Genomic DNA, 24,329 nt, shown 5'->3' with positions numbered 1-24,329 from the left:
GCTATAACGTATGAAGCCGCTGAAATCAAAGTTGCCCAATACCGGCACATCCATATTCACCGAAATGTCGCAACTGGCCGTGCAGCATGGAGCGATCAACCTTTCACAGGGGTTCCCCGATTTCGATTGCTCCCCGCAGCTTGCCGAACGGGTAGGCCATCACATGCGGAGCGGGCGTAATCAGTACGCACCCATGGCCGGCGTGGTGTCCCTTCGCGAACGGATCGGTGCGAAAGTGGCGGCGGCAACGGGTTTTAGTTACCATCCGGAAACCGAGATCACGGTAACCGCCGGGGCAACGCAGGCATTGTTTACAGCCATGGCAACATTGATTGGTCCAGGCGACGAAGTATTGCTGTTTGAACCGGCCTATGATGCCTATGCACCTGCTGTTCGTATATTCGGCGGCGTGCCCAAGGCGGTGACCCTGTTGGCACCCGATTTTGCTATCAATTGGTCGGCCGTGGCGCAACAGGTGAATGGCAGGACCCGGCTGATCGTCATCAATTCGCCTAATAACCCGACGGCACGCGTATTCAGCGATGCTGACTACCGCGCGCTATCGCGCCTTGTCACGGGTCGGGATTGTTACGTGCTGAGCGATGAGGTGTACGAGCATGTGGTATTCGATGGCACGCGCCACCGCAGTGCTGTACAATATCCCGAATTGCGCGAGCGCGCTTTCGTTGTCGCCTCTTTCGGTAAGCTTTATCACATCACCGGCTGGAAGGTAGGCTATTGTTTAGCACCTCGCGAGTTGATGGCAGAATTCCGCAAGGTACATCAATTCAATGTGTTTAGTGTCAATACACCCGTCCAATATGCGCTGGCCGATTTCATGGATAGGCCGGAGGAATATTCGGAGCTTCATGTATTTTTCCAAGCAAAGCGCGACCTGTTGTTGCAAGGGCTTGCTGATACGCCTTTTGTGCCGTTACCTTGCAAGGGGACCTACTTTCTGTTGGCCGATTATTCGGGTATTAGCAATCGGCCCGAACGGGCTTTCAGCCAATGGTTAACGCGGCGGCATGGAGTGGCCACCATACCGGTAGCTGCATTCTATACAGAGAAGGTCAATCAGGGGTTGGTTAGGATTTGCTTCGCCAAGCGCGAAGAAACATTGGAAAGGGCAATAGAGCGCCTCATAGCCATCAAAGCGGTATGAGGCGCTCTTGTTTGGTATGGTTACCCTACCTTGCGCACGCCAGTGGTGGCACCGCCGTCGAGCGTAAGGTTTACCGGCTTGTTCTGTTTCCAGGCTCCCCGCGTGAAATCGGGGACATCCATCGAACGCGAGCGCCGCGCCACCGATTGTTCGCTCAAGGGGAATATGCTGCTCCACGCCACGCCGTCATAGACATCCTGGTCCAACGGTAACCCGTTGCGTAGGCAATCGATCAGCCGCCAATCCATGATGAAGTCCATGCCTCCATGTCCGCCCACCTGCTTGGCCGCTTCGCCAACGTGTTTAATGAGCGCCGGGGTATACTTATCGTAAAGTTCTTTCAACTCCTCGTCTTTAATCCAATTATGGCCAAAAGCGATGCGTTCGGGCGAAGGCCATTTACGGGCTACACCTTTCGTCCCACTAACTAAGTGGATACGCGAGTAGGGCCGTGGCGAAGTGACGTCATGCTGTATCATCATGGTTTTGCCCTTCGCCGTATGGATCAGCGTGGTGTTCATGTTGCCACGGTAGCTACGTCCTGCAAACCGCTCGAAAAACGAATCATCGGCAGCCTTCGCATCAGCCGTTTCCGCCATCATGAAGTCGTTGGTAGACATCGACACCAGGTAATCCATCTTGTCGCCACGGTTTATATTGAGGCACTGGGCCACCGGCCCCAAGCCATGCGTTGGATAAAGGTTTCCGTTATGTGTGGCGTTCATCCGCAACCGCCACATATCCGCATAACCATCCTTGTTGAAGTTGAGGTCGAGCAGGTCGTGGATATACGCCCCTTCGGCATGTAGGATCTCGCCAAATAGACCATTGCGCGCCATGTTGAGTGTCAGCATTTCGAAAAAGTCGTAGCAGCAGTTTTCGAGCATCATGCAATGTTTCTTCGTGCGCTCCGACGTTTCCACCAACTGCCAGCACTCATCCAGTGTAATCGCAATAGGCACTTCACTTGCGGCGTGTTTGCCATGCTCCATCGCATACACAGCCATCGGTGTGTGAAGGTCCCACGGTGTGCAGATATAAACAAGGTCCAAATCTTCATTGGCCACCATATCTTTCCAGCCATCCTCGCCCGAATATTCCTTCGCCTTGGGCAGGCCTGCTTTCTCCAGAATACCCTGGGCCTTGGTGGCCCTTTCTGGGATCTTGTCGCACAGCGCCTTGATTTCGACGCCTTCTATACGCGACATGCGGTTCACGGCACCGGGCCCCCGTTGGCCTAATCCGATGAATCCAATCCGCACTTTATCGATTTTTGGCGCGGCATAGCCGCTCATGTTGAATCGTTGCGGAAGCCCCGGTTGGGCATTAAGCAACCAGTCGTTGCCGGTTTCATGTGCCTCGCGCGCCACGGCGGGCAGCGTAGCCATTGCTCCCGATAGAAGGGTGGCACTTTTCAAGAAATTTCTACGATTATAGTTCATCTGCTTATCATTTAATCTTCATTGGCCAGCAATTGCCCCGCCTTGGCGGGATGGACTTGTTTGTTTAACAAGTATAAGGTAGTTTGGTGAGTTATCAAAATATGAGCGCAACGCAACCGTTTGTTTGAATTTTAATTTACACTCAGTCACTGAGCCCGCTAACCGCCACTTTCGGCTTGGGCAGGCCCATTGCCTTTATTTCGGCTTTGCATTGATCGACCATTTCCTGCGTCATGCGGTAATGGTAATGCGCGTAATCCTCGTATTCGAAATCACCCACATAGAAAAAGCCATACTGGTCAAAGAAATCCGTCAAATCCACTTTTCCGACCTTACAGGCTGTTTTGACAAAGTTGAGTTGATACTGGGCCGGGTTTTCCCCGCGATCGCCCCATCCACCCCGGCGCCGCGGCTGCCGCTTCGCGGCTGCCTGCATCCGGAATGCTTCGAATAGATCGGGATAGAAGTCGGGGTTTTCGCCGACACCCGAAAAATACAGTTGTAATTGCCAGAACGGGACCAAGCGGTTGAAAACATCCTTATCCTGCAGGTAGCTGATTTTCCCTTCGATGATGCTTTCGCGCGCTTTTTGATAATTGCTCTGTTCGGAAATACGGCTTTTGTTGCCGAAAGAGGTTGTTGCATACAATGAGAAAACATTGTTGCTGACTTCCCCCAGCCCACCCCAGTTGAACGCCGGCCGCAGTTGGTGCACATGGCCCACCTCATGGCTGAACCCCCAGCAGGGATCGCCCGATATCACCCGGTCGGGGTCTACCACCAATGGCATCGCATTGCCCGGGTTGGTACCCATGTAAGCCACCCCATCGCCGTCCCGAAACATGTAGTAATTGTAGTTTACCCGCGCTAAGATTCTGTTTTTGGGTACTTTATCGTACTTTACCAATCCCATTAACCGGTGTTGCCGATAGACCAACGAGTCGTAATTGCTGATCAGTTCGACACCTCTTCCATAGGCATATTTTTTGCAATCCGCTGCCGGATAAGCGATTTGGATATGCCGCCCCCGCGCATCGATGATGGGGTAAACCGCGTGGTCAATGAGGTTGTTCCAGTCGGTGTCATCATTTTCCGCCACATCGAAGTATCCATTTACCTGCGCGGCAGGGAAATGCACCTGTATGGGGCTCTCGTTTTCCGGCGTGTCGGAGAAATAGTCGATATAGGCCAACCCATCAAAATCGGTTACTTCGATGATATTCACACCATTATGCAATGGGATCTCTTGGCGTACGATGCCCCATCCCGCGGGGTCTTTGGTGGGTTCGATACCTTCGGGCGCATGCCGGTTCCAATTGGGGATAAGCAAATTCACCGTTCGGCCCTGTGCGATGCCGTCGACCAGTACGACGTGTTTGCCCAGCGGCAGGTAAATGCCGGTCATGTTTTCGTATTTGCTATATCCGTCGCCAATCAATAAGTGCTGGCCCAAGGTGGCCGGCGCTAAATACGCTTCATAACTTGCATATCGATATTGTGCCTCATATTGGCCTGTAAGGAGCTGGCGGGCGGTTTCCTTTAACTGGTTGTTCTGTATACGCTCGATATCCCGCTTCTTGGTCCCCTTTTTCAATGCGCCCGCCAATGGGCCTTCGAAGATAGACAGGTCGTCATAGATAGCCGCCAGTTCACTGGCAGACTGTGCGTGGACCTGAAGTAGGGATGAGGCCAGAAACCATAGCAGAAATAATTTTGTTAGTTTCATTCCGTATCCGTTCACTTAATTTGTTGGATTCTGGGTCAATGTGCCCGGATATGAATTGATAGCGCTTTGCGGGATGTAGTACACCACGCGGTAATCCGTTGGCAAAATCGTTTCAAATTGGTTGTGCGGCCCCGGATACTCACGCGTCAGCGCTTTACCATTGCGGAATACATCGTAGCTGCGCTCCGCTTGGAAAGCGAGTTCCAATTGGCGTTCCTTATCGATTCGGTCGCCGGCATTGGTTGCATTGAGCGAAGCATACCCACCGCCCACGATGGACCGGGTTCTGATTTCATTCAAATCTTTCAATGCCAGATCATAGTTTCCCAATTTAGCCTGTGCTTCCGCGCGGTTCAAATAAACCTCACCCAATCGGCTGATGACCGGCGAATGCAGGTGTGAGTCTTCCCCTTCTCTGGAAGCTTTCGTAATGTAGAACTGGGGGTAAACGCGGTTGAGGGTAATGAAATAATCCAACACGCCCGTGTAGGTCTTGCCATCTTTGTATTGGATGCTGTAGATTTCCTGGGCAGCGTCGACCGGTGTTAACGTATACGTATCATCTCCTTCCTTACACGTAATGGTACTTCCGCTACGCGTGACGTCAGCTTGCACGTAGTTCAGTATGTCTTCACCATCATCTTTGATGAAGCGGAATACTTCCTTATAAGCGCCGCTGGCATCTTCCGAGTACGTAGGCTCAATAAAGGCAGCACGCGCGTCTACCAGTTTGTAATGATCCGGCCGCCAGTCGTTGCGACCCGTTTCATTCAACAAGCTGATATATTTGGCGCTGGCATACATCTCACCCCATCCCATGCCCCCGATATTGGCATACATGCCCCCGACACCATAATAGTGGTCGTAACCCGAAAACTCGGAAGCTACACGTTTCACGGCGAAGATGGTTTCGGGATTGTTTTCGGGTGTATACGTATTGTATTTCATGAATTGCTCGCGGGGCAACAGCGAATAGGCGCCAGACCCGATCACTTTATCGGCATAATCTGCCGCTAGCTGTGCAAATTCGGTGTTCGGCGACTCATAAGTTCCGCTCATATACAGGTATACCCGTGATAGTAACGCTTGCGCCGCCCCAGCAGAGGCATAAATCGGCCCGTTTTCTTCTGTTAGCAACTGCTCCGCTTTCTTCAAATCCGCGATAACCTGTTCATAGGTTTCTTTCACGGTTGCCCGATCGGGCAAAGTCATGTTAATCACATCATCGGGTGTACCGTTAACGATCGGGACCCCTAAATTGGTTTCGGGGCTTTGATAGTAGGGACGGCCATAAGCACGCACGAAGTAAAAATACATCAACCCACGGATGTAGTAGCATTCACCCAGTTTATTGTCTATCTCTGCGCTTGTGCCCTCTTCAAATAAATTGATGATGTTGGAAGCTTGGGCGATGGCTTTATAGCCACTGTCCCAAAACTGGGCCAAACGATAGTTATTGGGCGTGCGTGCAAAAGAAATAAACTCGTAAAAAGCATCTGTGGACGAGCCACGGATCATGATGTTATCACCCGCGTATTCACCACAGCGGTGCATCGGGTCGGACCACGCCTTTAGTTGCGCATAGGTTCCATTGAGTAATGATTCCAGCGATGCTTCCGGATCGCTTACTATTTTACCTGAATCCATAGACCCGAAGGGGGTACGTTCCAGCTCACAAGAAGCAAAGGTGGCCGAAGCCAATAATGCTATTAATATCGTCTTTTTCATCTGATTTTCCTTTTTAGAATGAAACATTTAAGCCAAACATGTACTTACGTGTAGCGGGGTACACACCCGGGCCGGTAGATGACAATACCGAACCGTCGTTCGCCGGGATCTCGGGGTCGACGCCTGAATAGTCGGTGAGGACAAATAGGTTTTCACCGGCAAAGAACACCCGTACGTTCTTCATGCCATACTGGTTCAACTTGAAATTGTACCCCAGCGTAAGTGAACGCAAGCGCAAGAAATCATTTTTCTCGATGTAGCGGGAGGATACCTGGTTGCCTTTATCCTGGTTGTTGTATTTGGCGACCGGGTGTGTGGCGATATCGCCGGGCTTTTCCCAGCGGTTCCAGTCCGACATCAGCTTCATTTGGTTCCTATCCGTATAGGTGCCATCCGAATCATATTCCTGGCGAGAATAGTTATACAACTTTCCACCTATGGAATAACCAAAAACGGCCCCCAAGTCAAATTGTTTGTATTGCACGGTTGTGGCAAAACCACCGAATAGTTTAGGTGAAGCCTTATCTAGCTTTTCGATGGTTGCTTCCGCATAATTGGATGTTGTTTCGCGCGAAGTTTCGTTGCCTTCAGCGTCCCTTTCCACGACGTACCACATCGGAGCGCCGTTTTCCGGATTCACTCCCGCCCATTCTTTCAGGTAATAGGTATCCACCGGCCTGCCGGGTTCCAACACATATTCCGCCGAGCCCGCGATGCCTGCTCCGTCGCCGATGATGACCGGCTTAACCGAATAGGTGCCGTCAGCGTTCCGGGTCGGATACAAGTCCAACAATTTATTTACGTTATGGCCCATATTCACGTCCAGGCTCCATAACCAATCATTTGTGCGGACGATATCGCCCCCGACGGTTAATTCAACACCTTTATTGTTCATTTCGCCGATATTCTGCCAAATACGGGTCACACCGGTCAAGCCACTAATCGGAACATTGTACAAGATATTTCCGGTATTTTTATGGTAAAAATCTAACGTGGTGCGAATGCGGTCATCCAAAAACGAGGCGTCCACCCCCACGCCGGTGGTCATGGTCTTCTCCCACGTCAAGTCCCGGTTGCCGATTTGGCTGATCAGCGCGCCCGAATCGCCATTATAGCTGGTTGATACCGAATACAGGTCATATTGTGGGTATAACGAACTCGGTCTGTTGCCCGAAGAACCATAAGAAGCGCGCAGTTTCAGTATGTCTACCCAAGCGGCATCAAACCAGTGCTCGTTTTGGATGTTCCAGCCACCGCTGATGGAAAAGAAGTTACCATACTTCGCGTTATCACCGAAATTTGAAGCCCCGTCCCGACGAAGCGAGGCTTCGACGAGGTAGCGGCTATCGTAGGTGTAATTTACCTTCGATAGGAATGATTGGACAGCCCATTCGCTAATCCCTCCTTTCGTGCGTTCCGGCGTGGCAACCACGTCCAATATCTCGAAGCCCGGAATAAAACCGGTACCATATACGTCGAGTGTTTTGCCCCAATAATCATTGAACTCATACCCACCCACGGCAAACAGCGAGTGCTTGCCCCAGGTTTTGTTCACGGTGAGCATCTGGTTCGTATAGCGCCTAGCACTTTCGGAGCGGTAGTCCGTAATACGGCCGTTTACGCTTAGCCCGCCGTTTGATCTCGGATCGGTATACCCGTTAGAAGCATAGGTGATATACCGATAATTATTCACCGACGAAAAGGTGAGCCAATCCGTCAATTGCACTTCGAAGTCCAGGCTACCCATCAACTCGTAGTTCGTGCTTGCTGAATGGTTCCATTGCAAGTCATACAAGTAGTTTGTGCTTGCGCTGTTCACCCACGTGCTTGAACGGTGGGGAACTAGGTTTCCCTCTGCATCAAAGGGGCTATCCCAGGGGAGGTTGGAGTACATCGATGTTACCGAATATTCCTGGTTTTTCACGCCACGGCGTGCACCTACTACCGATGGTTTGATCGTTAACCATTCAAACGGTGTGTATTCTTGGTTTAGGCGCACATTGTAACGCCGATAATCGTAGCCTTTCACAGCGCCCTTTTCGTCGTACATACCTACGGACAAATAGGAGCGTAATTTTTCCGTGCCACCGGAAATCGACACATTATGGTCTTGCACGAAACCATTTTTTGTCGCCAAATCCCACCAATCGAAATTGCTGTTCCGTAAGTCTTCGTTCCAGCGTGGAAAGGAAATGCTGTTGGCGTTCTCGAATGATGCGTAATAGTCATACAACTCGGCGCCATTCATCACTTCAAGATTCCCATTGGTCAATTGGTTCACGCCCATACGGGTAGATACGTTAACCGTTGTTATCCCGGCCCGGGCGCGCTTTGTGGTTACTAGGATAACGCCGTTGGCGCCCTGTGAACCGTAGATTGCTGTGGATGCGGCATCTTTCAAAACGGTCATGGTTTCAATGTCATTTGGGTTCAAGTCGCCCGGACTTGATCCGATAATAACACCGTCAATAACCCATAGGGGGCTGGTGGTTCCACTCAATGTGGCTTGGCCGCGAATCACGACCGCACCACCCGATCCGGGGCGGCCTGAGCCGGGGGCTACAAAGGCACCTGAAACCTTGCCGTTCAGCATATTTTCCACGGATGGGTTTGTGATGTCCTTGAGCTCATCGCCCTGCACCACCTGTAACGCACCGGTCAAACTTTCCTTCTTCTGCACGCCATAGCCCACCACGACAACTTCCTCCAGCGTCTGGTCGCTTCCCTGCATAGAAACCGAAACCACGGCCCCGGTTATACTTGCTTCACGGTCGGCAAAGCCTATGGCTGTGAAAACCAGGGTCTGGCCGCTATTCGCGTTAATGGAGAAATGGCCGTTATTGTCCGTTTGGGTCAATAACGAGGGATTTTCCTTGACCGTCACGGTGACACCCGCTAGCGGGTTGCCTTGGTCGTCCGTAACGGTACCCGTCACGGACTGCTGCCCCTGTGCGATTATAACCGCAAACAGCAGCATTAAAATAGTAAAACAGTGTTTCATAATTACATTCATGTTTGTTTAATTGTTGTAGTGCATTATTGTTGTGGTGCGGGCTCGATTCTCCTATCCGCCTACGATTGAAAATACTCGTTGTTGGTTTTTTGCCCGATTAAAATACGCTATAAATCAGCTTCGAAAGTGTGCAGCCAAACAGGGTTTATAACCTGAATGATAAAACAAGGTTAACGTAGATTTTTGACAAAAAGAAATGTAGAAGCAACGCAACCGTTTGCTCAATTTCACGCAATCGATTGTTTTTGAGCGGGGGTGATCCCTGCATCTATTTGTCTAAAACGAGCAAGTTTGTAACCGAAAATTAAATCAGTTCCTACCTTCCAAGATGGCCCGGTATTTCAATAACGCTTCCAGGTAGTAATAATCCGCATAGGCTAACGGCACATCGATTTCATTATCATGTGGAATGGAGCCCACACTATGTTTCAGGATAAATCCATTGTTGGTGCCCGGTTGTGCTAAATAATCGTCAGACGATAACGATCGCAACATCTTAACCGCGGCGTCCTGATAGATAGCTGCCTTCTCCGAAGCGGCCATTTCTGAAAGGCTTAACAACGCCGACGCGATAATCGCCCCGGCGGAGGCATCCCGATACGTATGAGGGATTTCGGGGTCATCGAAATCCCAATAAGGAATGAGGTCATCCGGAAGATTAGGATGATTCAAAATATAGTCGGCAATGTGTTGCGCCTGCGCTAAATAACGCTTGTCGCCCGTTGCGTTGTAGCAAAGGCCATAACCATACACGGCCCATGCCTGACCACGTGCCCATGCAGATTCGTGCGCATAGCCCTGTGCCGTGTGCCGATGCCTCACTTCCCCTGTCTCGGGGTTATAGTCGACTACGTGATATGAGCTGTAATCTGGCCGGAAGTGGTTCTCCAAGGTGCGATCTGCATGCGAAACGGCAATTTTATAAAAAGAAGAGTCGCCACTCAATTCTGTGGCTTTGAAAAGGAGTTCCAGGTTAATCATGTTATCGATAATTACCGGATATTCCCATCCCCTTTCGGACTGCCACCCCCTGTCCGTGTCCCACGATAAGATGGCGCCGACCTTTTCATTATAGCGCTTGCTCAATGATCGGGCTGCCTGAATGATAACCGTTTTGTAGGCCTCATTGCCCGTTAACCGGTAACCATTGCCATAGCTGCTGTAAATCATAAAACCAACATCATGATGGCCGTGAAAGTTTTTCACTGGCTCTAAAAAGGCCGTCCATTTTTCTGCTTCCGCTTTCCACTTCTGGTCTTGGCTATATTCATAAAGGTACCACAATGAGCCCGGGAAAAAGCCACTCGTCCAATCGTAAATGCCCGATAACGTGTTTTTACCATCTTTGCCCACCGACTTGGGTAAGAATTTGCTATCGGTACGGTATTTAGCAACCGTATCAAGCATATTAGCGAGTTGGATTTCCGCTCTTGCGAACCCACTATCAATCATCGCCCCTTGCGGGGTCTCGCCCTTTTGTACCGTGCAACCCACGAACGATAAAGCCGTAAAACAACGTACTGCGAGACCTAATAAATTTAATTTTAGCATAATTTTATCTTTCAGTATTGACGAAGTGGGTCGTTAATCAGTCGATCTTTGTTCTTGCCGCATCAGCTCATCGAAATCTGGAGCCCTATTTTTGCGTTGAACCGGGCCGAGGTACTCCGGAAACCTTTCAGGGTTAAACGGATCGAAATAGTAAAGACCCTCCTTTGCAAAAAGAGCTAGGTGATTCGCTAACCTTTTTGTGAATTTTAGGTAATCTTTCTGCGTCGGATCGGACCATGCCGATTCGGCAAGGGCCGTAATTCTGGGAAACAGCATATACTCAATATGTTCATCCGTAGATAAGGCCTCTGTCCAAAGGTTAGCCTGTATCCCTTTGACCAGTTTGTCTGCATTTGGATAACCCATGAGCGCTTCGGAAGGAAAGTTGTAAACGGCCTCGATGGGAACGAATGCTTTCTGCCATTTCCGGCCGATGGTGTGTGAACTATCTTGGACGAAGTCGAAATAAAGCGGTAGCCTAGGGCACAATATCGTGCTGAACCCCTTATCAAGCCCTTTCCTTAATTCCTCCGGTTTATCATGCCGCCACCACAACACGGTTGTTCCCTTGGTAGGGAGATTCGCTCCCACCACTTCATCCCAAGCCATCACTTCGTTATTCAGCCGGAATACGCTGTCGGCCATCCGTACGATGAAATAATTTTCCACTTCCTTTAATGTCTCCAGTCCCTGCTCGTGCATGAGCGTTTGCACAGACGGATCTGCCTTCCAGTTTGCATTTCCAAAATGGACTTCATCGCCGCCCAGATGAATTTTCTGGAACGGGAATAGCGCATCCACCTCTCTCAAGATGTTCGTCAAGTATTCATAAACCGTTTCCTTCCCGGGATTAAATGTAAAATCGGGATACCGTTCCGATCCCCCGCCGCTAAATTCCGGATACGCCATATTAGCAGCGGTTGCATGTCCCGGCATATCAATTTCGGGGATGATCTCGATGTGCCGTTCCTTAGCGTAAGCAACTATTTCGGTAATCTCTTCCTGTGTATAATAGGCAGCTGTTGAAAGCGGGTCCGAGTAATTTCCCACACCGCCTATTAATGTCAACTTGGGATACTGCTTTATCTCAATACGCCAACCCGTTTGGTCTGTTAGGTGCCAATGAAACCGATTCAGTTTATAGAAGGCCATCCAATCCAGTATGCGCTTCACCGTTTCCTTTCCGAAAAAATGCCGGGATTCATCGAGCATGACGCCTCGCCATTCAAAGTAAGCTTTATCTTCGATGTCCCAGCAAGCAAGATGCAACGCATTGCCTTTTCGGTCGGTTTGCCGGATGATTTGCATCAAGCTCATCACCCCCAAAAACAATCCTTCATCATCCGACGACGTGATCTGGATTTTCTCGGCGCTCATGGAGAGGCGATAAGCGTTACCTTCTAGGTCGCTCCCTGGTGATAAACTCAGTAAGATGGCCGGCTCTTCTCCTGAATCTTGGATAGTAACCGGAATACCGGTATGTTTTAACAGTTCCTTTTGCAGAAAATCACCTGTTTTCTCCGCTTCCTTATCCACGATAATGATTGGTGTTGCTTGGGTAAGGACAAACTCCTCATTCACGGGCGTACTAACCAAGGGCTTCGGTATGATGGGTACGTCTTTTCCGTATGCCGTACCGACATGGGCTGTTAGGAAAAGAACGATAGATATAAATGTATAGAACCTCATAGCTTTATTTTAATCATCAGTAACCCCGGGTCCTGCTAATTACGGAAGATTATTACAATTTCTCAATTCGGAATTCGTAACGACCTTTTTTTGTAGGTTCTTTTTCTTTTAAGATGAGCAGGTGAATTTCTTTTCCCCACACGCTTGAGAGCCGCTGGTCGTTGAGCTCTACGGTCTCCGTCGCAGCCGTGAACCTATCGGCAGGGTAAGTCAGCCTCACCCGCTTGCCCGCATTTGCCAGCAGCACTTCCCCCGGCGTCGCGATGTCGGGTTCCGCCCACGTGAGGAAATGCATTTCTTGCGGGGCGAGGGTTTCATTTACCGCGAACTTATCGTTGATATGTAGCGTACGGCCTTCCAGGCGGTAGGTACGCATCCAGTTGTCAATTTGGGCGTCCGAAGGATAGGCATTGGCGACGTTCAGTGAAAGCTCCTGTTTGCTTCCATCAAACCGTACGTCGGCCGAGCGGTACCTGGCACCAGGTTTCTGCTCGAACCCGTTCACTTTAGGCACATTGTGGAAACCACTCTGCATGGTCCAGATGGTGTAGCGTTCGCTACTAAACGTTTGCCGGGTATAGGTCCCCACACCCGCATCGATAAAAAAGGGGATGTTGTCTACATACAACGAAAAGGTACCGACATCGTTATGGTTATGGCTTTCATTGTTATTCCCCCCTTTTGCCGCGAAGAATAATCCGCTATCCGTCTTCATGTAACAGAATTCCGTTTCGTCATACCACGCCGACCGGAATGCGGGAAGCGCGGGTTCGGCTGTCGAGAGGGCATCGAAAGACGTCAAGTCTTCCAGTACATGGAAGAGGTCTCTACCCAGCGAAACGCTGAACTTCCGATCGGCACGTTCGAACAGGTAGGCTGCAAACTGCTGCATTTCCGTGCTCTTTACGGCTTGGCCGTAACGATATATCAGCGACATGTTGCCCCCGCCCTTCGCAGAAGCATCGGCAAAGTTAACTACCCAGCTATCGCCGACATAGGAACGGGCGATATATTCGCCCATGTTCCGGATAATCGGCCGGTCGAAAATGGATACTTGGTTGTCCGTGGCATAGCTCAACAATTGCAGGTAATCATACAACTTACCAGCAGCATGGGCCCAATATGATGGGCCTTCCTCGCAGGCGCCGTCCAAATGGTTGTAGTTGATGAACTGATCGACAGATCGCAGCGTACGATAAACGCCGGCAGCCAGTTTATCGGGGTCTTCTTCTAAAAGCATGAAACAGGTGAGTACGTTGAAATTGCACCACGGGTTCCAATTGTTTACGATAGTGCCCGGTTTGGGGTTGATGGCTTGCCACCAGAAGTCGTCGCGCTCCATGTACGTATCGAGGATACGTGCGTTGAGCGTAGCGAAGAGCTTGGACGATATGGAGGGGTCTATCTTGTCGAATGTCTCCTTGAAAAAATAATAGGTCCACGAGAGAAATGAACCCATGTCGCCAGCCGTCAGGTCGATCACATGGCCGCTGCCATCGGGAAGCGAGCGGCCGCTCGCTTGGGGACCGGGCAAATGGGCCGACAATGCCCACGAGGTCATTTCGGTAAACAGCCATACGCCGTTGACGATTTGATCGACAAACCGCCCTTTCCCTTCGCACAGTTCGGCCATTACCAAAGCACTCAATGCCTTGCAATTCGCACCGAACGGCGCTTCCATGGCGGTACGTGAGCCACTTTTCTCAAATTCGATGTAATCGGTTGCTTTTACAACTTTCCATGCATAATCTAGATACTTTTCTCCGCTTGTTATCAGCTGGGTACGCACGGGCGCGGTGAGTTTTCCCCAAGCCGCCCGGTCTCTATACGCTGGGTAGGGTACCCACGATTGGTCTAGCACCAATTTCGATTTAATGGCGGTTTCGGTAACCGCGTGTTGCAACAAATCTCGCTTCTCGCTGGCGCGAGTACCGATAGCAGCGATAAGGACGATGGCGATAAGAAAGAGCTTTTTCATTTTCAGTTGTTGAATGGTCATTTCACACTAACATTCATCTAAGGATTTATGCTTGGCCGGAAGTTCCGCTTATTAACGGCAATGTAAAAAAGGTTAGTCAAAGATAGAAAAGTAAGGGTAACGCAATCGTTTGTCTAATCAACGCAATCGATTGTTTAAACTAAAATGTATCAGAGAAGAAGCAATAGTGGTGGGCGAAGATATAAATATAATGCAAACGATTACTTTTTACCGTTTGCGCTGCGATCTTCCTATTTTAAGACATGGCAGCACGCACACGATTGCGTAAACAGCACAACCGATTGTGTTTGTCAAATGTTTGCTAATAAGCGGGCTAATTAGTTAGTATTGTGAACCAAGCAGCTGGGTTTGATGTTTGGCCATATTTGTACCCTGCATGAAACCCCTGCGAAGACACACGAAATAATTAAGATAATGATTAATTTATTCCTTTTATTTTCCTTGATTTTGGGGTTTGGGTCGTGCCAAGAACCCGTAGAACAGTCGTTACTGCCCTTATCGCCGGGGCATGCTGCGCCAGATTCCACCATGGAATCGGTCCCGATTTCGGGGAACGCTTTTATCACTTCGAGCCATACGTCCGGTGTGGTTATCACCCGCGAAAAAGGACTGGCGGATTGGACGGGATTAAACGTGGTGATCAGTACGTATGTGTATATAAAAGGGACGGGGCGTCTGTCCGTTTCATTAAGTGGGCACGTCCCTTCAGGGACGAGTGTGGTCAAGGTCACCATCAACGGGGTGAGCAAGGAGGTTACGCTGTCGGGAAGTTCGCAGAGCGACCACTATGTCGGAGATTTTGATATTCCGGCTGTGGGTTATGCCAAAGTAGATCTGCAAGGTGTTTCCAAAACAGGCCCCTCTATCGGCGATATTTCACACATCGTTTTGGGTGGCGAGGCCGTAGCATCCGGCGCCGTTTATTCGAATCAAACGGATTATTATTACTGGAGTAGAAGGGGGCCTTCCTGTCATTTGGCGTATGAGGTGCCTCCAGGTGAAAATGCTACCTATTATTACAACGAGATCTTCGTTCCTACCGGTGAAGATAAAATAGGGTCATATTTTATGGCCATTGGATTTGGCCAGGGGTATTTCGGCATCCAGGTCAACTCCGCCACCGAACGCCGTATCCTGTTTTCTGTTTGGAGTCCGTATTCGACAGATGATCCAAACTCGATTCCAGAAGACCAACGCATATCACTGAACAGGAAAGGGCCAGATGTATATGTTGGTAAATTCGGCAACGAGGGTTCGGGAGGGCAAAGTTATCTGCAATACCATTGGGCGGCCGGAACCACTTATCGGTTTTTACTGAAAGGAATCCCGGATGGTGCCGGAAATACCGATTTTACGGCATGGTTTTATATGCCGGAGACGTCTAGCTGGAAATTAATTGCCAGTTTTAAGCGCCCCCAAACGAACACTTATTTAATGCGTTTCCATAGTTTTCTAGAGAATTTCAATCCCAATAATGGGTATTTGGGGCGCCAGGTAACATTTAAAAACCAATGGTACTATGCCGGTTCTTGGAAACCGATTGCCGCAGCGCGCTTCACGGTAGATGCTACCTATCGGAATAATCAACGTATCGATGCCACCGGTGGCGTCACCAGCGACGGCTATTTCCTGAAAAATGGTGGGTTTTTTAATGAGACTGTGTCCCCGAATACGAGGTTCACCTTTCAACAGAAGGGAATGGCCCCGCAGATCGAGTTGAATACACTGCCGTAATTTATAACTCAGGTTTACACGCACACGATTGCGTGGTCAATTCCACGCAGACCTGTAAATATTTCCCCAAAAACTTGCTGCATATATGGCATTTATGTCTATTTTTGCGTCTCACCTTTTACGTAATTCCTACAATGGCAAGACTAAATTTACTGGAAGAAACACGCTTCGAGAAAGTACCCGTGAGTGTTCACTCCGACCCTACCGCGGCCTCCCTGGCGGTGGCCAAACGTATCGCCGACCTGATCCGCAGCAAGAAAGAAAGAGGTGAGCAGGCCATCCTTGGCCTTGCTACAGGTGCTACCCCTGTGCGGGTTTATGCGGAGCTGGTCCGCTTACACCGCGAAGAAGGACTCAGCTTCCAAAATGTGGTTACCTTCAATCTCGATGAATACTACCCGATGCTGCCCGATTCGGAGCAAAGTTACGTGACGTTCATGAATAGGCATCTCTTTGACCACGTGGACATCGAGCGTGCCAACGTGCATATCCCCGATGGCACCTTGGCGATGGAGGATATCCACGATTATTGCCTGGCCTACGAACAAAAGATCACTGCACTCGGCGGACTGGACCTGCAGATCCTCGGTATCGGCCGAACGGGTCACATCGGCTTCAACGAACCGGGATCGGCCCCCAATTCCGGCACACGGCTCGTCACGCTCGATGACCTTACCCGCCGGGATGCCTCACGCGACTTCGGCGGTAAAGAGAACGTACCCACCAAGGCCATTACCATGGGAATCGGTACGATCTTCAAGGCACGCGAGATCATCCTCATGGCATGGAACCAGAAAAAGGCCGAAATTGTCAAGAAAGCCGTCGAAGGCGAACTTTCCGCTGACGTACCGGCCACCTACCTACAGTTGTCAGACAGCGTGGAGTTTGTGCTCGACGAAGATGCGGCGTCCATGCTCACCCGTTTCGATACGCCATGGCTGGTGAAGGATTGTGTGTGGGACCGCAAAACCATCAAGAAAGCGGTGGTGTGGCTCTCGCAAACCCTTAAGAAACCGGTACTCAAGCTAACCGAAGACGATTACAATACCAATGGTATGGCGCAGTTGGCTACCGAAAAGGGCCCCGTGTACCATATCAATATCGATATCTTCAACCAACTGCAGCATACGATCACGGGATGGCCGGGTGGAAAGCCCAATGCCGACGATAGCCAGCGGCCCGAACGTCGTGATCCGGCAAAGAAACGGTCGATTATCTTCTCGCCGCACCCCGATGATGATGTTATTTCGATGGGCGGCACGTTTATCCGGTTGGCAGACCAGGGCCACGATGTGCATGTAGCGTACCAAACGTCGGGAAACACGGCGGTATGGGATGACGATGCGCTACGTTTCGTTGAGTTTGCCACCGATTTTGCCAAATCCCAAGGGCTTGATACACAGAAGTTGGAAGCGCTCTATCGGGAGGCACGCCAGTTCATTGCCGATAAGAAGCCGAACCAAATCGATACGGCAGAACTGCTCACAGTCAAAGGGCTCATCCGAAAGGGCGAAGCCATCGCCGGTGCCCGCTTTGCCGGGTTGCCCGATGAAAATATCCATTTCCAGAACCTGCCCTTTTACGATCGGGGTAAGTATAGCAAAGCGCTGGATTTTGAAGACGACATCGTGGCGACCATGGAGCTGCTCCAACAGATCAAGCCCCATCAGATTTTCGCGGCTGGCGACTTCGCCGATCCACACGGTACACATAAAGTGTGCTTCGATATCATCCACGAAGCGATGGCACGTCTCCGTAAAACCGAGGCGTGGACGAAAGACTGCTGGTTATGGCTTTACCGCGGTGCCTGGCACGAATTCGAAATCCATGAAATCGAAATGGCCGTACCCTTATCGCCACAAGAAGTGTTGCGCAAAAGGCACGCCATCTTCAAACACCAATCGCAGAAGGACCTGCCCGTATTTCCAGGCGACGACGCCCGCGAATTCTGGGTGCGCGCCGAAGAGCGTACGCGCGAAACGGCCAAACGGTACGACGGCCTGGGCATGGCCGAATACGAGGCGATTGAGGCTTTCGTTCGGTGGAAGTTCGAGGAAGACGAAGCATAGATTCCCGTCGCCAATGGCATTTGCCGTTGGCGACATCTCCATTTACAGGCTCCGCTTGGTTACTGCATAAATGAAGGCTTCTTTCTTTTTTGGTGAAATCATCACTGGGTAATCGTCGGTCATCACCGCGTATCCACCGTCTGATTTTATCATTTTTTTGATCTGGTTGAGGTTGATGATGTGTGAGTTATGCACCCGCATAAACGCGTGTCCCGAGAGTAATAATTCATATTCCCTGAGGTTCTTACTTACCATAATTTGGCGGCCATCGGTCAGGTAAAAGGTGGAGTACGCACCAGCGGCTTCAATCCGGATGATTTCCTCCAGTTGAACAAATACAAACTCGTTAGCTAAGGACAGGGTAAGCCTGGGCGGGTGATGATGTTTCAACTGGTGTAGGTTTTCTATCAATGACGCCATCAACTTGTGTTGGCTCTCCACCGTTCTACCGGCCACTTTGTTAACCGCATCTTTCAGTTCTTCCACGTCGATGGGTTTGAGCAAATAGTCGGCGGCGCTAAACTTGATGGCCCTTATCGCATAGTGGTCGTATGCCGTCGTGAATATAACCGCAGGACTGAGGTCGTCAACCTGTTGGAGCACTTCGAAGCCTGTTCCGGTTTGAAGCTCAATATCCAAAAAAAGTAAATGAGGGTTGTGCGCCCTGATAAGCGAAACGGCTTCGTCAATTGTGCCCGTTTGGGCCACAACCTCCACTTGCGGGCAATTGGAGGTTACGAGGTCGCACAGCAGCTCTCTACTACGGGCCTCGTCTTCAATAATAATTGCTTTTTGCATGTGCCTTGTTAGTAATCAAACACAATTTCCTCTCGCGTCCGTGAATTGACCAGGAGCCGTAACTCCACCTGCGTGCCCGCCGAGGTCCCGTTTGGCGACACCAGATCTTTTACATTCACCAACACGCGATCCGGTACTTCTTCATTCAAGACGCGTATGCGGTCGCGGAGAAGACCCTTATAGGGGGTTGTGTCGTTTGCGTCGCGCTTCTGGTTTCGTGCCTTAACTGCTTCACGGCCACAACCGTTGTCTGTAATCGTACAGATCAAATAAGGCTCGTGGTAGCTGAAAGCTATGGTAACTTCTCCTTTTCCTGCTATGTTGAGGATACCGTGGTACAGTGCATTTTCCACGTAATGGTAGATGATTAAGGGGGGTATTCCCGTAATATCGCGCGGAGTGCCATCCGCCATGGCGATGGCGTAGTCGAATTTGCCCCCATAACGCATCTTTTCAAGTTCGAGGTAAAGGCTCAAAAAGCGCTCCTCCTGAGCCAGGGTAATTTCCGGTTCATTGGCCTGCGTGATGAGCTCCCGGATAAATCGGGAAAAACGCGATACGTAGCTCAACGAGGTGCTGGTATCGCCCTTGTTGATGTAATACTGCAGGTCATTGAGGGAGTTGAATAAAAAGTGGGGGTTTATCTGGGCTTGCAGCACCCGCATGTGCAACCGTCTGTTAATCCGCTCAATATCCCGATTTTGCCTTCCGATCACGGTGTTGCGTTGGGTCAATAGCTTAGTCAAGCGTGTTTTCATCCGGTATCGGTTATAGATCAGAATAACGATGATGATCGCTATAGCAATCATTAGGATGCTCACGTTCCGGAGTATCTTATCACGCTGGGATGCCAGCAGCGTACTAGCCAATCGTTGCGATACGATTTCACGCTCCTTGGTTACCAATTCAAGTTCGGCGTCGCGCTGCCTGTCGGGGCTGGCACCGGGTCCTTCCAAGATGATACCACCGATTTCGCTGCCCAGGTATTTGGCGAGCAGCGTGTTGACCAACCGTTTGCACTCAAAACTCTGGAAATACTCGTTGGCCACAGGTTGCCAATCGCTGGCTTTAGGGAAGATACCAGCCAATCCCGGTCTTTCGGTGGCAAATAAATGCTGTCTTTTTACTTTGATTCCTTTCTGCAAGCTTACCACATACACAGTAAGCGGTACGTAACCGAAGGCATTCCCATCGCTCGCGATTTTTTCCAGTATCTCATAGTCGTCATATTGCCGGGATATGGGTATGTCGAGTCCGCGGATAAGCTCTTCCATATCGTCCTCCATGGCGGTATATTGCATCGTGTAACCGCGCAGGTGCGCAATCGTGTCTAGGAACGCCGACTCATTCGTAAACGTGGGCATGAGTTCATTGGTCACCAATACGTTGATATCGGGCATATACGGCGGGGTAAATCCAACCTCTTGGCGCCGTTCAGGCGTGATCGAAAAGAAAGACCACCCGAATAAGCCTTGGTTGCTGGCCTGATGGACACGGTCATAGATGGCATTAAAACTTCCCGCATCCGACCATTTGACCCGCACCTCATATCCGTACCTTTTCTTGATCCAAGCTACAAAGGACTCCATCAGTTCAAACTCCACGCCTTGCAGTTCACCATTTTGGTCTTCAAAAATGAAGGGATCAATGTCATACCACAATGCTGTGATGGTGCCCCCGCCGTTTTTCTGGACGGTTGCCCAGCTGTCCATTTCCTGTGCTGACGCCGCAATCATCCCGGCACCCAATACCAGGGATAAGGAAAAAAGTCGGGCAAGGTATTGTTTCGTACGGCGCATTCTACAGTGAGTTCCTTATGGCGAAGGTAATAAAATGGGATTAAAAAGCCTTCGGTTTTCCTGCAAGCATTTTTTTGTAGTCTTTTGGGTTAATGGGTTTAAAAAACTCACGGATGAAGTTACGGGAAGCCTGTGTACGGAGGCCCAAGTCCGTCATCAGCTCGTCGAGGTGCTGGTAATTGAAGGGCGCTACACATAGACCGCTGAATTCGGCCGCTATGGGCCGCGCTTCACACCGCCATCTTTCCATCGCCCTCATTTCCTCGAGCATGTCTTCGGCAGGAGGCAGTATCAGGTCGCCCGAAACCACCGCAGCGAGCCAGTGGGCAGCCACCTCTGAGGTCAATGTGGTAAATAAACTCGAGTTAAAGCCCACGAAGCCCATTTGTGGTAAATCCGGATGTACTATGTTTCGATATAGCGTGTACATGCCATTCACATTGGTAATCATTTCCTGGTATTGCACACCCAGAAACGGTAGGCGTTGCCTGAAGCCCGTCCCGAATATCACCACGTCGGGCTGCAGAACCTCGCCGTTTGTTAACACCATGGTTCGACCTTCAAAGCGTTTCACCTCTGCGCAGATCCCGACAATCTGCTTTTCGGCGACCATTTTATAGAACCCCACGGGTTCAACCCCCAAACTGCAGCTGATCTGGTCTTCGATGCGATGAGCCGGCAACATGCCACAAGTTTTTAACTGAAATTGTTTTTTCAGCAGCATCTCAAGGGCACGCCACTGCGCCCAAACCAACGGCCTGCCTATCGAATGCAAGACACGCTGAAAAATCGGTTTTTTGCGCGCATTGAAAAACGCCTCCGAAAAGCGAGAAAACAACAAATATTTCATATTGATGATATTGCCGAAATAGCGCGGCACCTTCCACTGGGCGCGGCGGTAAACCAGTGTGCAGCTTTTCCCGACCTCTGCCGCTACGGTCGCCATATCAGTGGCTGATTTGGCAAATCCTACTACCGCCACATCCTTGCCCGATAGCTGGTCGGCATCCAGCACTTCGGAAGAGTGCCGTATCGCACCGCCAGCATTAAGGTAAGCATCCATGCCGGGGATCTTTGGTACATGCGGTTCGTGGAACGTGCCGGTACAAACCACCACATAGGCGAACGTTACTGTCTCGTCGTCCTGTAGCCGTACCACCCAATTGAACCCGTCATAGTACATGCTTTTCACCGTTGTACCGAAGCGGATGCAGGGCATGATCCCGAAATGTGTGGCGTAGTCGTGCAGGTACTGCCGAACCTGTTCACCCGTGGGCCACATCGGATAATGTGTAGGCATTGGAAAATCCGAGAACGCATATTCATCGCGGGTGGTCTGGGTAGTTACCCCAACGTATGAGCACCGTTTGTGCCATACGCCACCAATGGCATCTGCCTTTTCCAGTACCGTTACCCGGTAGCCCTTTTGCATAAAGGTTTTTGCAGTCGTGAGGCCGCTGATTCCGGCCCCGATGATTCCGATATGTTTCATTTTGCTATTAATTAAAAGCTGTAGTTATTTTTTTGTGATAGTTACCTTAAAATCACTTATTTTACGTCGCCAATGAGACGAACATGATTGCCTATTTTATCACCGCCGGAAGTGCCACCCTGGTTACGTTGCTTAGTTGTCTGTGGTATTTCAGAAGAAAAGCAGCTCGTATCCGGCTGGCTCACCAACAACAGGTGAGCGAATTGGAAGACATTGCCTGGCGCGCCCAGATGAACCCCCATTTCCTCAACAATTGCCTTAACAGCATCAATGCCATCATCAATCAGCATGACAAACCCCTTGCAACCCATTACGTAAGCAACCTTTCCCGCCTTACGCGCAACATATTGGAAAGCTCGCAGGAGCGGGTTATCACGCTCGCCGATGAGTTGGATGCCGTGCAGCAATACGTGGCTTTGGAGCGGCTCCGTTTTGGCGATGGTTTGTTGGTGAACGTCTCCCTCGCATCGGGAGTGGACCCCGCCCACGTCATGGTACCGCCCCTTTTCATCCAGCCCTTCATCGAAAACGCCATCGTCCATGGATTGCTTCCACGCGGTACCGGAGGAACTGTTGACATCGCTATTTCCATACAGGATGGTGTTCTTTGTTGTACCGTCGCTGACGACGGTATCGGACGTGAAGCACGGAACCGCATCATCCGCGACAACGGGTTCAGAAAATCCATGGGCATTGCCATCACCCGAAAACGGATTGCGCATTTCAACGCGCGCCACGGTTGTACGTTGCCGTTTGTAATCCGGGACCGGATGGATGCGGAAGGCGGCGTAAGCGGCACGGTAGTCGAAGTGCAGTTGGCACTGGTAAACGATACGTAAAGTCGGTGCGTTGCCATGGTTGCCGAAGCCTTTATTGAATGTTTACCAGTACTTTTATTTTCCCTACTCCGGCTCCATCGTATGTTTGTAGCGCCTTTCCGATCACTTGGCCCGCCGCGATTTTGCTTTTGTCGGCTTTCATGGCTACCCCGCTAAGTGATGAGGTCACCAATAGGTCGCCCCGGTTGATAGCTCCGCCTTCGAGGCAAACCTTGGTGGGCACCACGCCGATGACGCCCATGGGCACCTTGTCGGAAAGATCGTCTTCGATGCCCGCCTCCGTTAGTAGTACCCCCGGTTTGGTGGCATATACACCGACCACTAGGTCGGAATAAGGCTGGCTCGACTTGGTCACCGTGCGGTCCGCATCCCTGGAAATGACCAGCACATCACCGGGTTCATACTGTTCTACCGTCCCCATGACATCAAACGCCTCGGCAATGTCGGCCCCACTGTTTTGGGTACCATCGTTGAAATAGCCCCTTCCAGTTGAACTGATCCGGGCCCGGTTGACATTCCCCTGCCGGAATACGGCGAGGTTGCCGCTGCCTGCGGAATTGACGCGAAACACATCAGAATTGGTGGCAGCGTTTGTCCGGGTTAACGTTAACAAACTGCCCGTCCCAATCCCGCTGTCTGTACTTTGGATGACAGAAGAGCTGTTCGTGCTGTTCGCCATTAACGCAGATCCCAGGTTACTCATCTGTCGTACGTGGAGCGTAGGCGCGCTGGTTCCGTCGCCGCTAACTGAAATAAATTCACCGGCGCCCCCATCACCAGTATTCCGCGCGGTGATGGTGGGTGCGGTGCTACTGCTTACGAAATTGCCAGCCATACCCGAGTTGCTTTGGGTCTCGACGGCGAGGGCTGCGCTGCTATTGGCCGGGCGGGTATTTGTTACTTTAAGGACGTTCCCCGTGGCTCCCACCGTGTTCGTTATATCGGCCACAGGGGCTGGGCCCTGTGCCTCCGCTCGGAGTGCCGTGCCCGTGCCGCTATTGTTGGTAAAGAACGTGGTTCCACTACCTAAATGCATTGCACGCAGCGAAAAGCTCGTATTAGCCGGATTGGCATTGACGAAGAAGCCTGCCCCGCCGGTGGCACCGTCTGCTTGCGCTCGTATGGCAGGTCCATTGCCGCTGCCCTTGAAAAGGGCGGCCAACCCCATCGTACTGGCCGTTTCGACATAAAGCGCTGGTTCAATATTGCCGGGGTTCGTTGACCTGATATCCACGGAGGTGCCCGATCCGGCATTCTCGGAATAAATCGCGGAGCCTGTAGTGCT

The 24,329-nt window shown here is 50.8% G+C and carries 14 protein-coding genes and 1 pseudogene; 4 read left to right on the top strand and 11 right to left on the bottom strand.

Annotation, left to right across the window (positions count from 1 at the left end):
- Positions 1–10 precede the first annotated feature (10 nt).
- Positions 11–1,165: a methionine aminotransferase gene (locus tag ACO1NT_RS01885; protein ID WP_449046677.1), complete on the top strand. Its 1,155-nt coding sequence runs from the start codon at positions 11–13 to the stop codon at positions 1,163–1,165.
- 20 nt (positions 1,166–1,185) lie between these two features.
- Here the strand turns inward: ACO1NT_RS01885 and ACO1NT_RS01880 are convergent, their stop codons facing one another.
- The 7 genes from ACO1NT_RS01880 to ACO1NT_RS01850 form a co-directional block, all read right to left on the bottom strand.
- Complete coding sequence (locus tag ACO1NT_RS01880; protein WP_449046676.1) at positions 1,186–2,607, bottom strand: Gfo/Idh/MocA family protein; 1,422 nt, start codon at positions 2,605–2,607, stop codon at positions 1,186–1,188.
- A gap of 142 nt (positions 2,608–2,749) precedes the next feature.
- Positions 2,750–4,333, bottom strand: coding sequence for a M60 family metallopeptidase (locus ACO1NT_RS01875; RefSeq protein WP_449046674.1), 1,584 nt, complete (start codon positions 4,331–4,333; stop codon positions 2,750–2,752).
- A gap of 15 nt (positions 4,334–4,348) precedes the next feature.
- On the bottom strand, positions 4,349–6,061 hold the full coding sequence (locus ACO1NT_RS01870) for a RagB/SusD family nutrient uptake outer membrane protein (protein WP_449046672.1): 1,713 nt from the start codon (positions 6,059–6,061) through the stop codon (positions 4,349–4,351).
- Positions 6,062–6,074: 13 nt separating this feature from the next.
- Entirely contained in the window at positions 6,075–9,062 is a 2,988-nt protein-coding gene (locus ACO1NT_RS01865) for a SusC/RagA family TonB-linked outer membrane protein (protein WP_449046671.1), read from the bottom strand.
- Between the two features lie 321 nt (positions 9,063–9,383).
- Positions 9,384–10,625 (bottom strand): glycoside hydrolase family 88 protein, encoded by a 1,242-nt coding sequence (locus ACO1NT_RS01860; RefSeq protein WP_449046669.1) that lies wholly within the window; start codon positions 10,623–10,625, stop codon positions 9,384–9,386.
- 33 nt (positions 10,626–10,658) lie between these two features.
- A complete protein-coding gene (locus ACO1NT_RS01855; protein ID WP_449046668.1) occupies positions 10,659–12,314 on the bottom strand; it encodes a beta-N-acetylhexosaminidase in 1,656 nt (551 codons plus the stop codon).
- A gap of 52 nt (positions 12,315–12,366) precedes the next feature.
- Positions 12,367–14,292: a heparinase II/III domain-containing protein gene (locus tag ACO1NT_RS01850; RefSeq protein WP_449046666.1), complete on the bottom strand. Its 1,926-nt coding sequence runs from the start codon at positions 14,290–14,292 to the stop codon at positions 12,367–12,369.
- Positions 14,293–14,727: 435 nt separating this feature from the next.
- Here ACO1NT_RS01850 and ACO1NT_RS01845 point away from each other — a divergent pair, with 435 nt between their 5' ends.
- Positions 14,728–16,047, top strand: a complete 1,320-nt coding sequence (locus ACO1NT_RS01845) for a DUF3472 domain-containing protein (RefSeq protein ID WP_449046665.1) — start codon at positions 14,728–14,730, stop codon at positions 16,045–16,047.
- Between the two features lie 134 nt (positions 16,048–16,181).
- On the top strand, positions 16,182–18,116 hold the full coding sequence (gene nagB, locus ACO1NT_RS01840; protein WP_449046664.1) for a glucosamine-6-phosphate deaminase: 1,935 nt from the start codon (positions 16,182–16,184) through the stop codon (positions 18,114–18,116).
- Positions 18,117–18,158: 42 nt separating this feature from the next.
- Here nagB and ACO1NT_RS01835 read toward each other — a convergent pair whose 3' ends face one another.
- Genes ACO1NT_RS01835 through ACO1NT_RS01825 form a run of 3 tightly spaced genes read right to left on the bottom strand, consistent with a single transcriptional unit; the run spans position 18,159 to position 22,205 of the window.
- On the bottom strand, positions 18,159–18,914 hold the full coding sequence (locus ACO1NT_RS01835; protein ID WP_449046663.1) for a LytR/AlgR family response regulator transcription factor: 756 nt from the start codon (positions 18,912–18,914) through the stop codon (positions 18,159–18,161).
- Between the two features lie 8 nt (positions 18,915–18,922).
- On the bottom strand, positions 18,923–20,713 hold the full coding sequence (locus ACO1NT_RS01830; RefSeq protein WP_449046661.1) for a histidine kinase: 1,791 nt from the start codon (positions 20,711–20,713) through the stop codon (positions 18,923–18,925).
- Between the two features lie 40 nt (positions 20,714–20,753).
- The gene (locus ACO1NT_RS01825; protein WP_449046660.1) at positions 20,754–22,205 is read right to left on the bottom strand and encodes a flavin-containing monooxygenase; all 1,452 of its coding nucleotides are present in this window, start codon (positions 22,203–22,205) and stop codon (positions 20,754–20,756) included.
- An 83-nt stretch (positions 22,206–22,288) separates the two neighbouring features.
- Between ACO1NT_RS01825 and ACO1NT_RS01820 the strand changes: the two genes are divergently transcribed.
- Positions 22,289–23,044 carry a sensor histidine kinase gene (locus ACO1NT_RS01820; RefSeq protein WP_449046659.1) on the top strand — a complete coding sequence of 252 codons (756 nt, stop codon included), beginning with the start codon at positions 22,289–22,291 and terminating at the stop codon, positions 23,042–23,044.
- Positions 23,045–23,075: 31 nt separating this feature from the next.
- Here ACO1NT_RS01820 and ACO1NT_RS01815 read toward each other — a convergent pair.
- Positions 23,076–24,329 (bottom strand): annotated as a pseudogene (locus ACO1NT_RS01815) (hypothetical protein); the annotation flags it as partial.

This window comes from Parapedobacter sp. (genome assembly GCF_053550995.1).
This window is presented reverse-complemented; position numbering and strand designations above follow the sequence as displayed.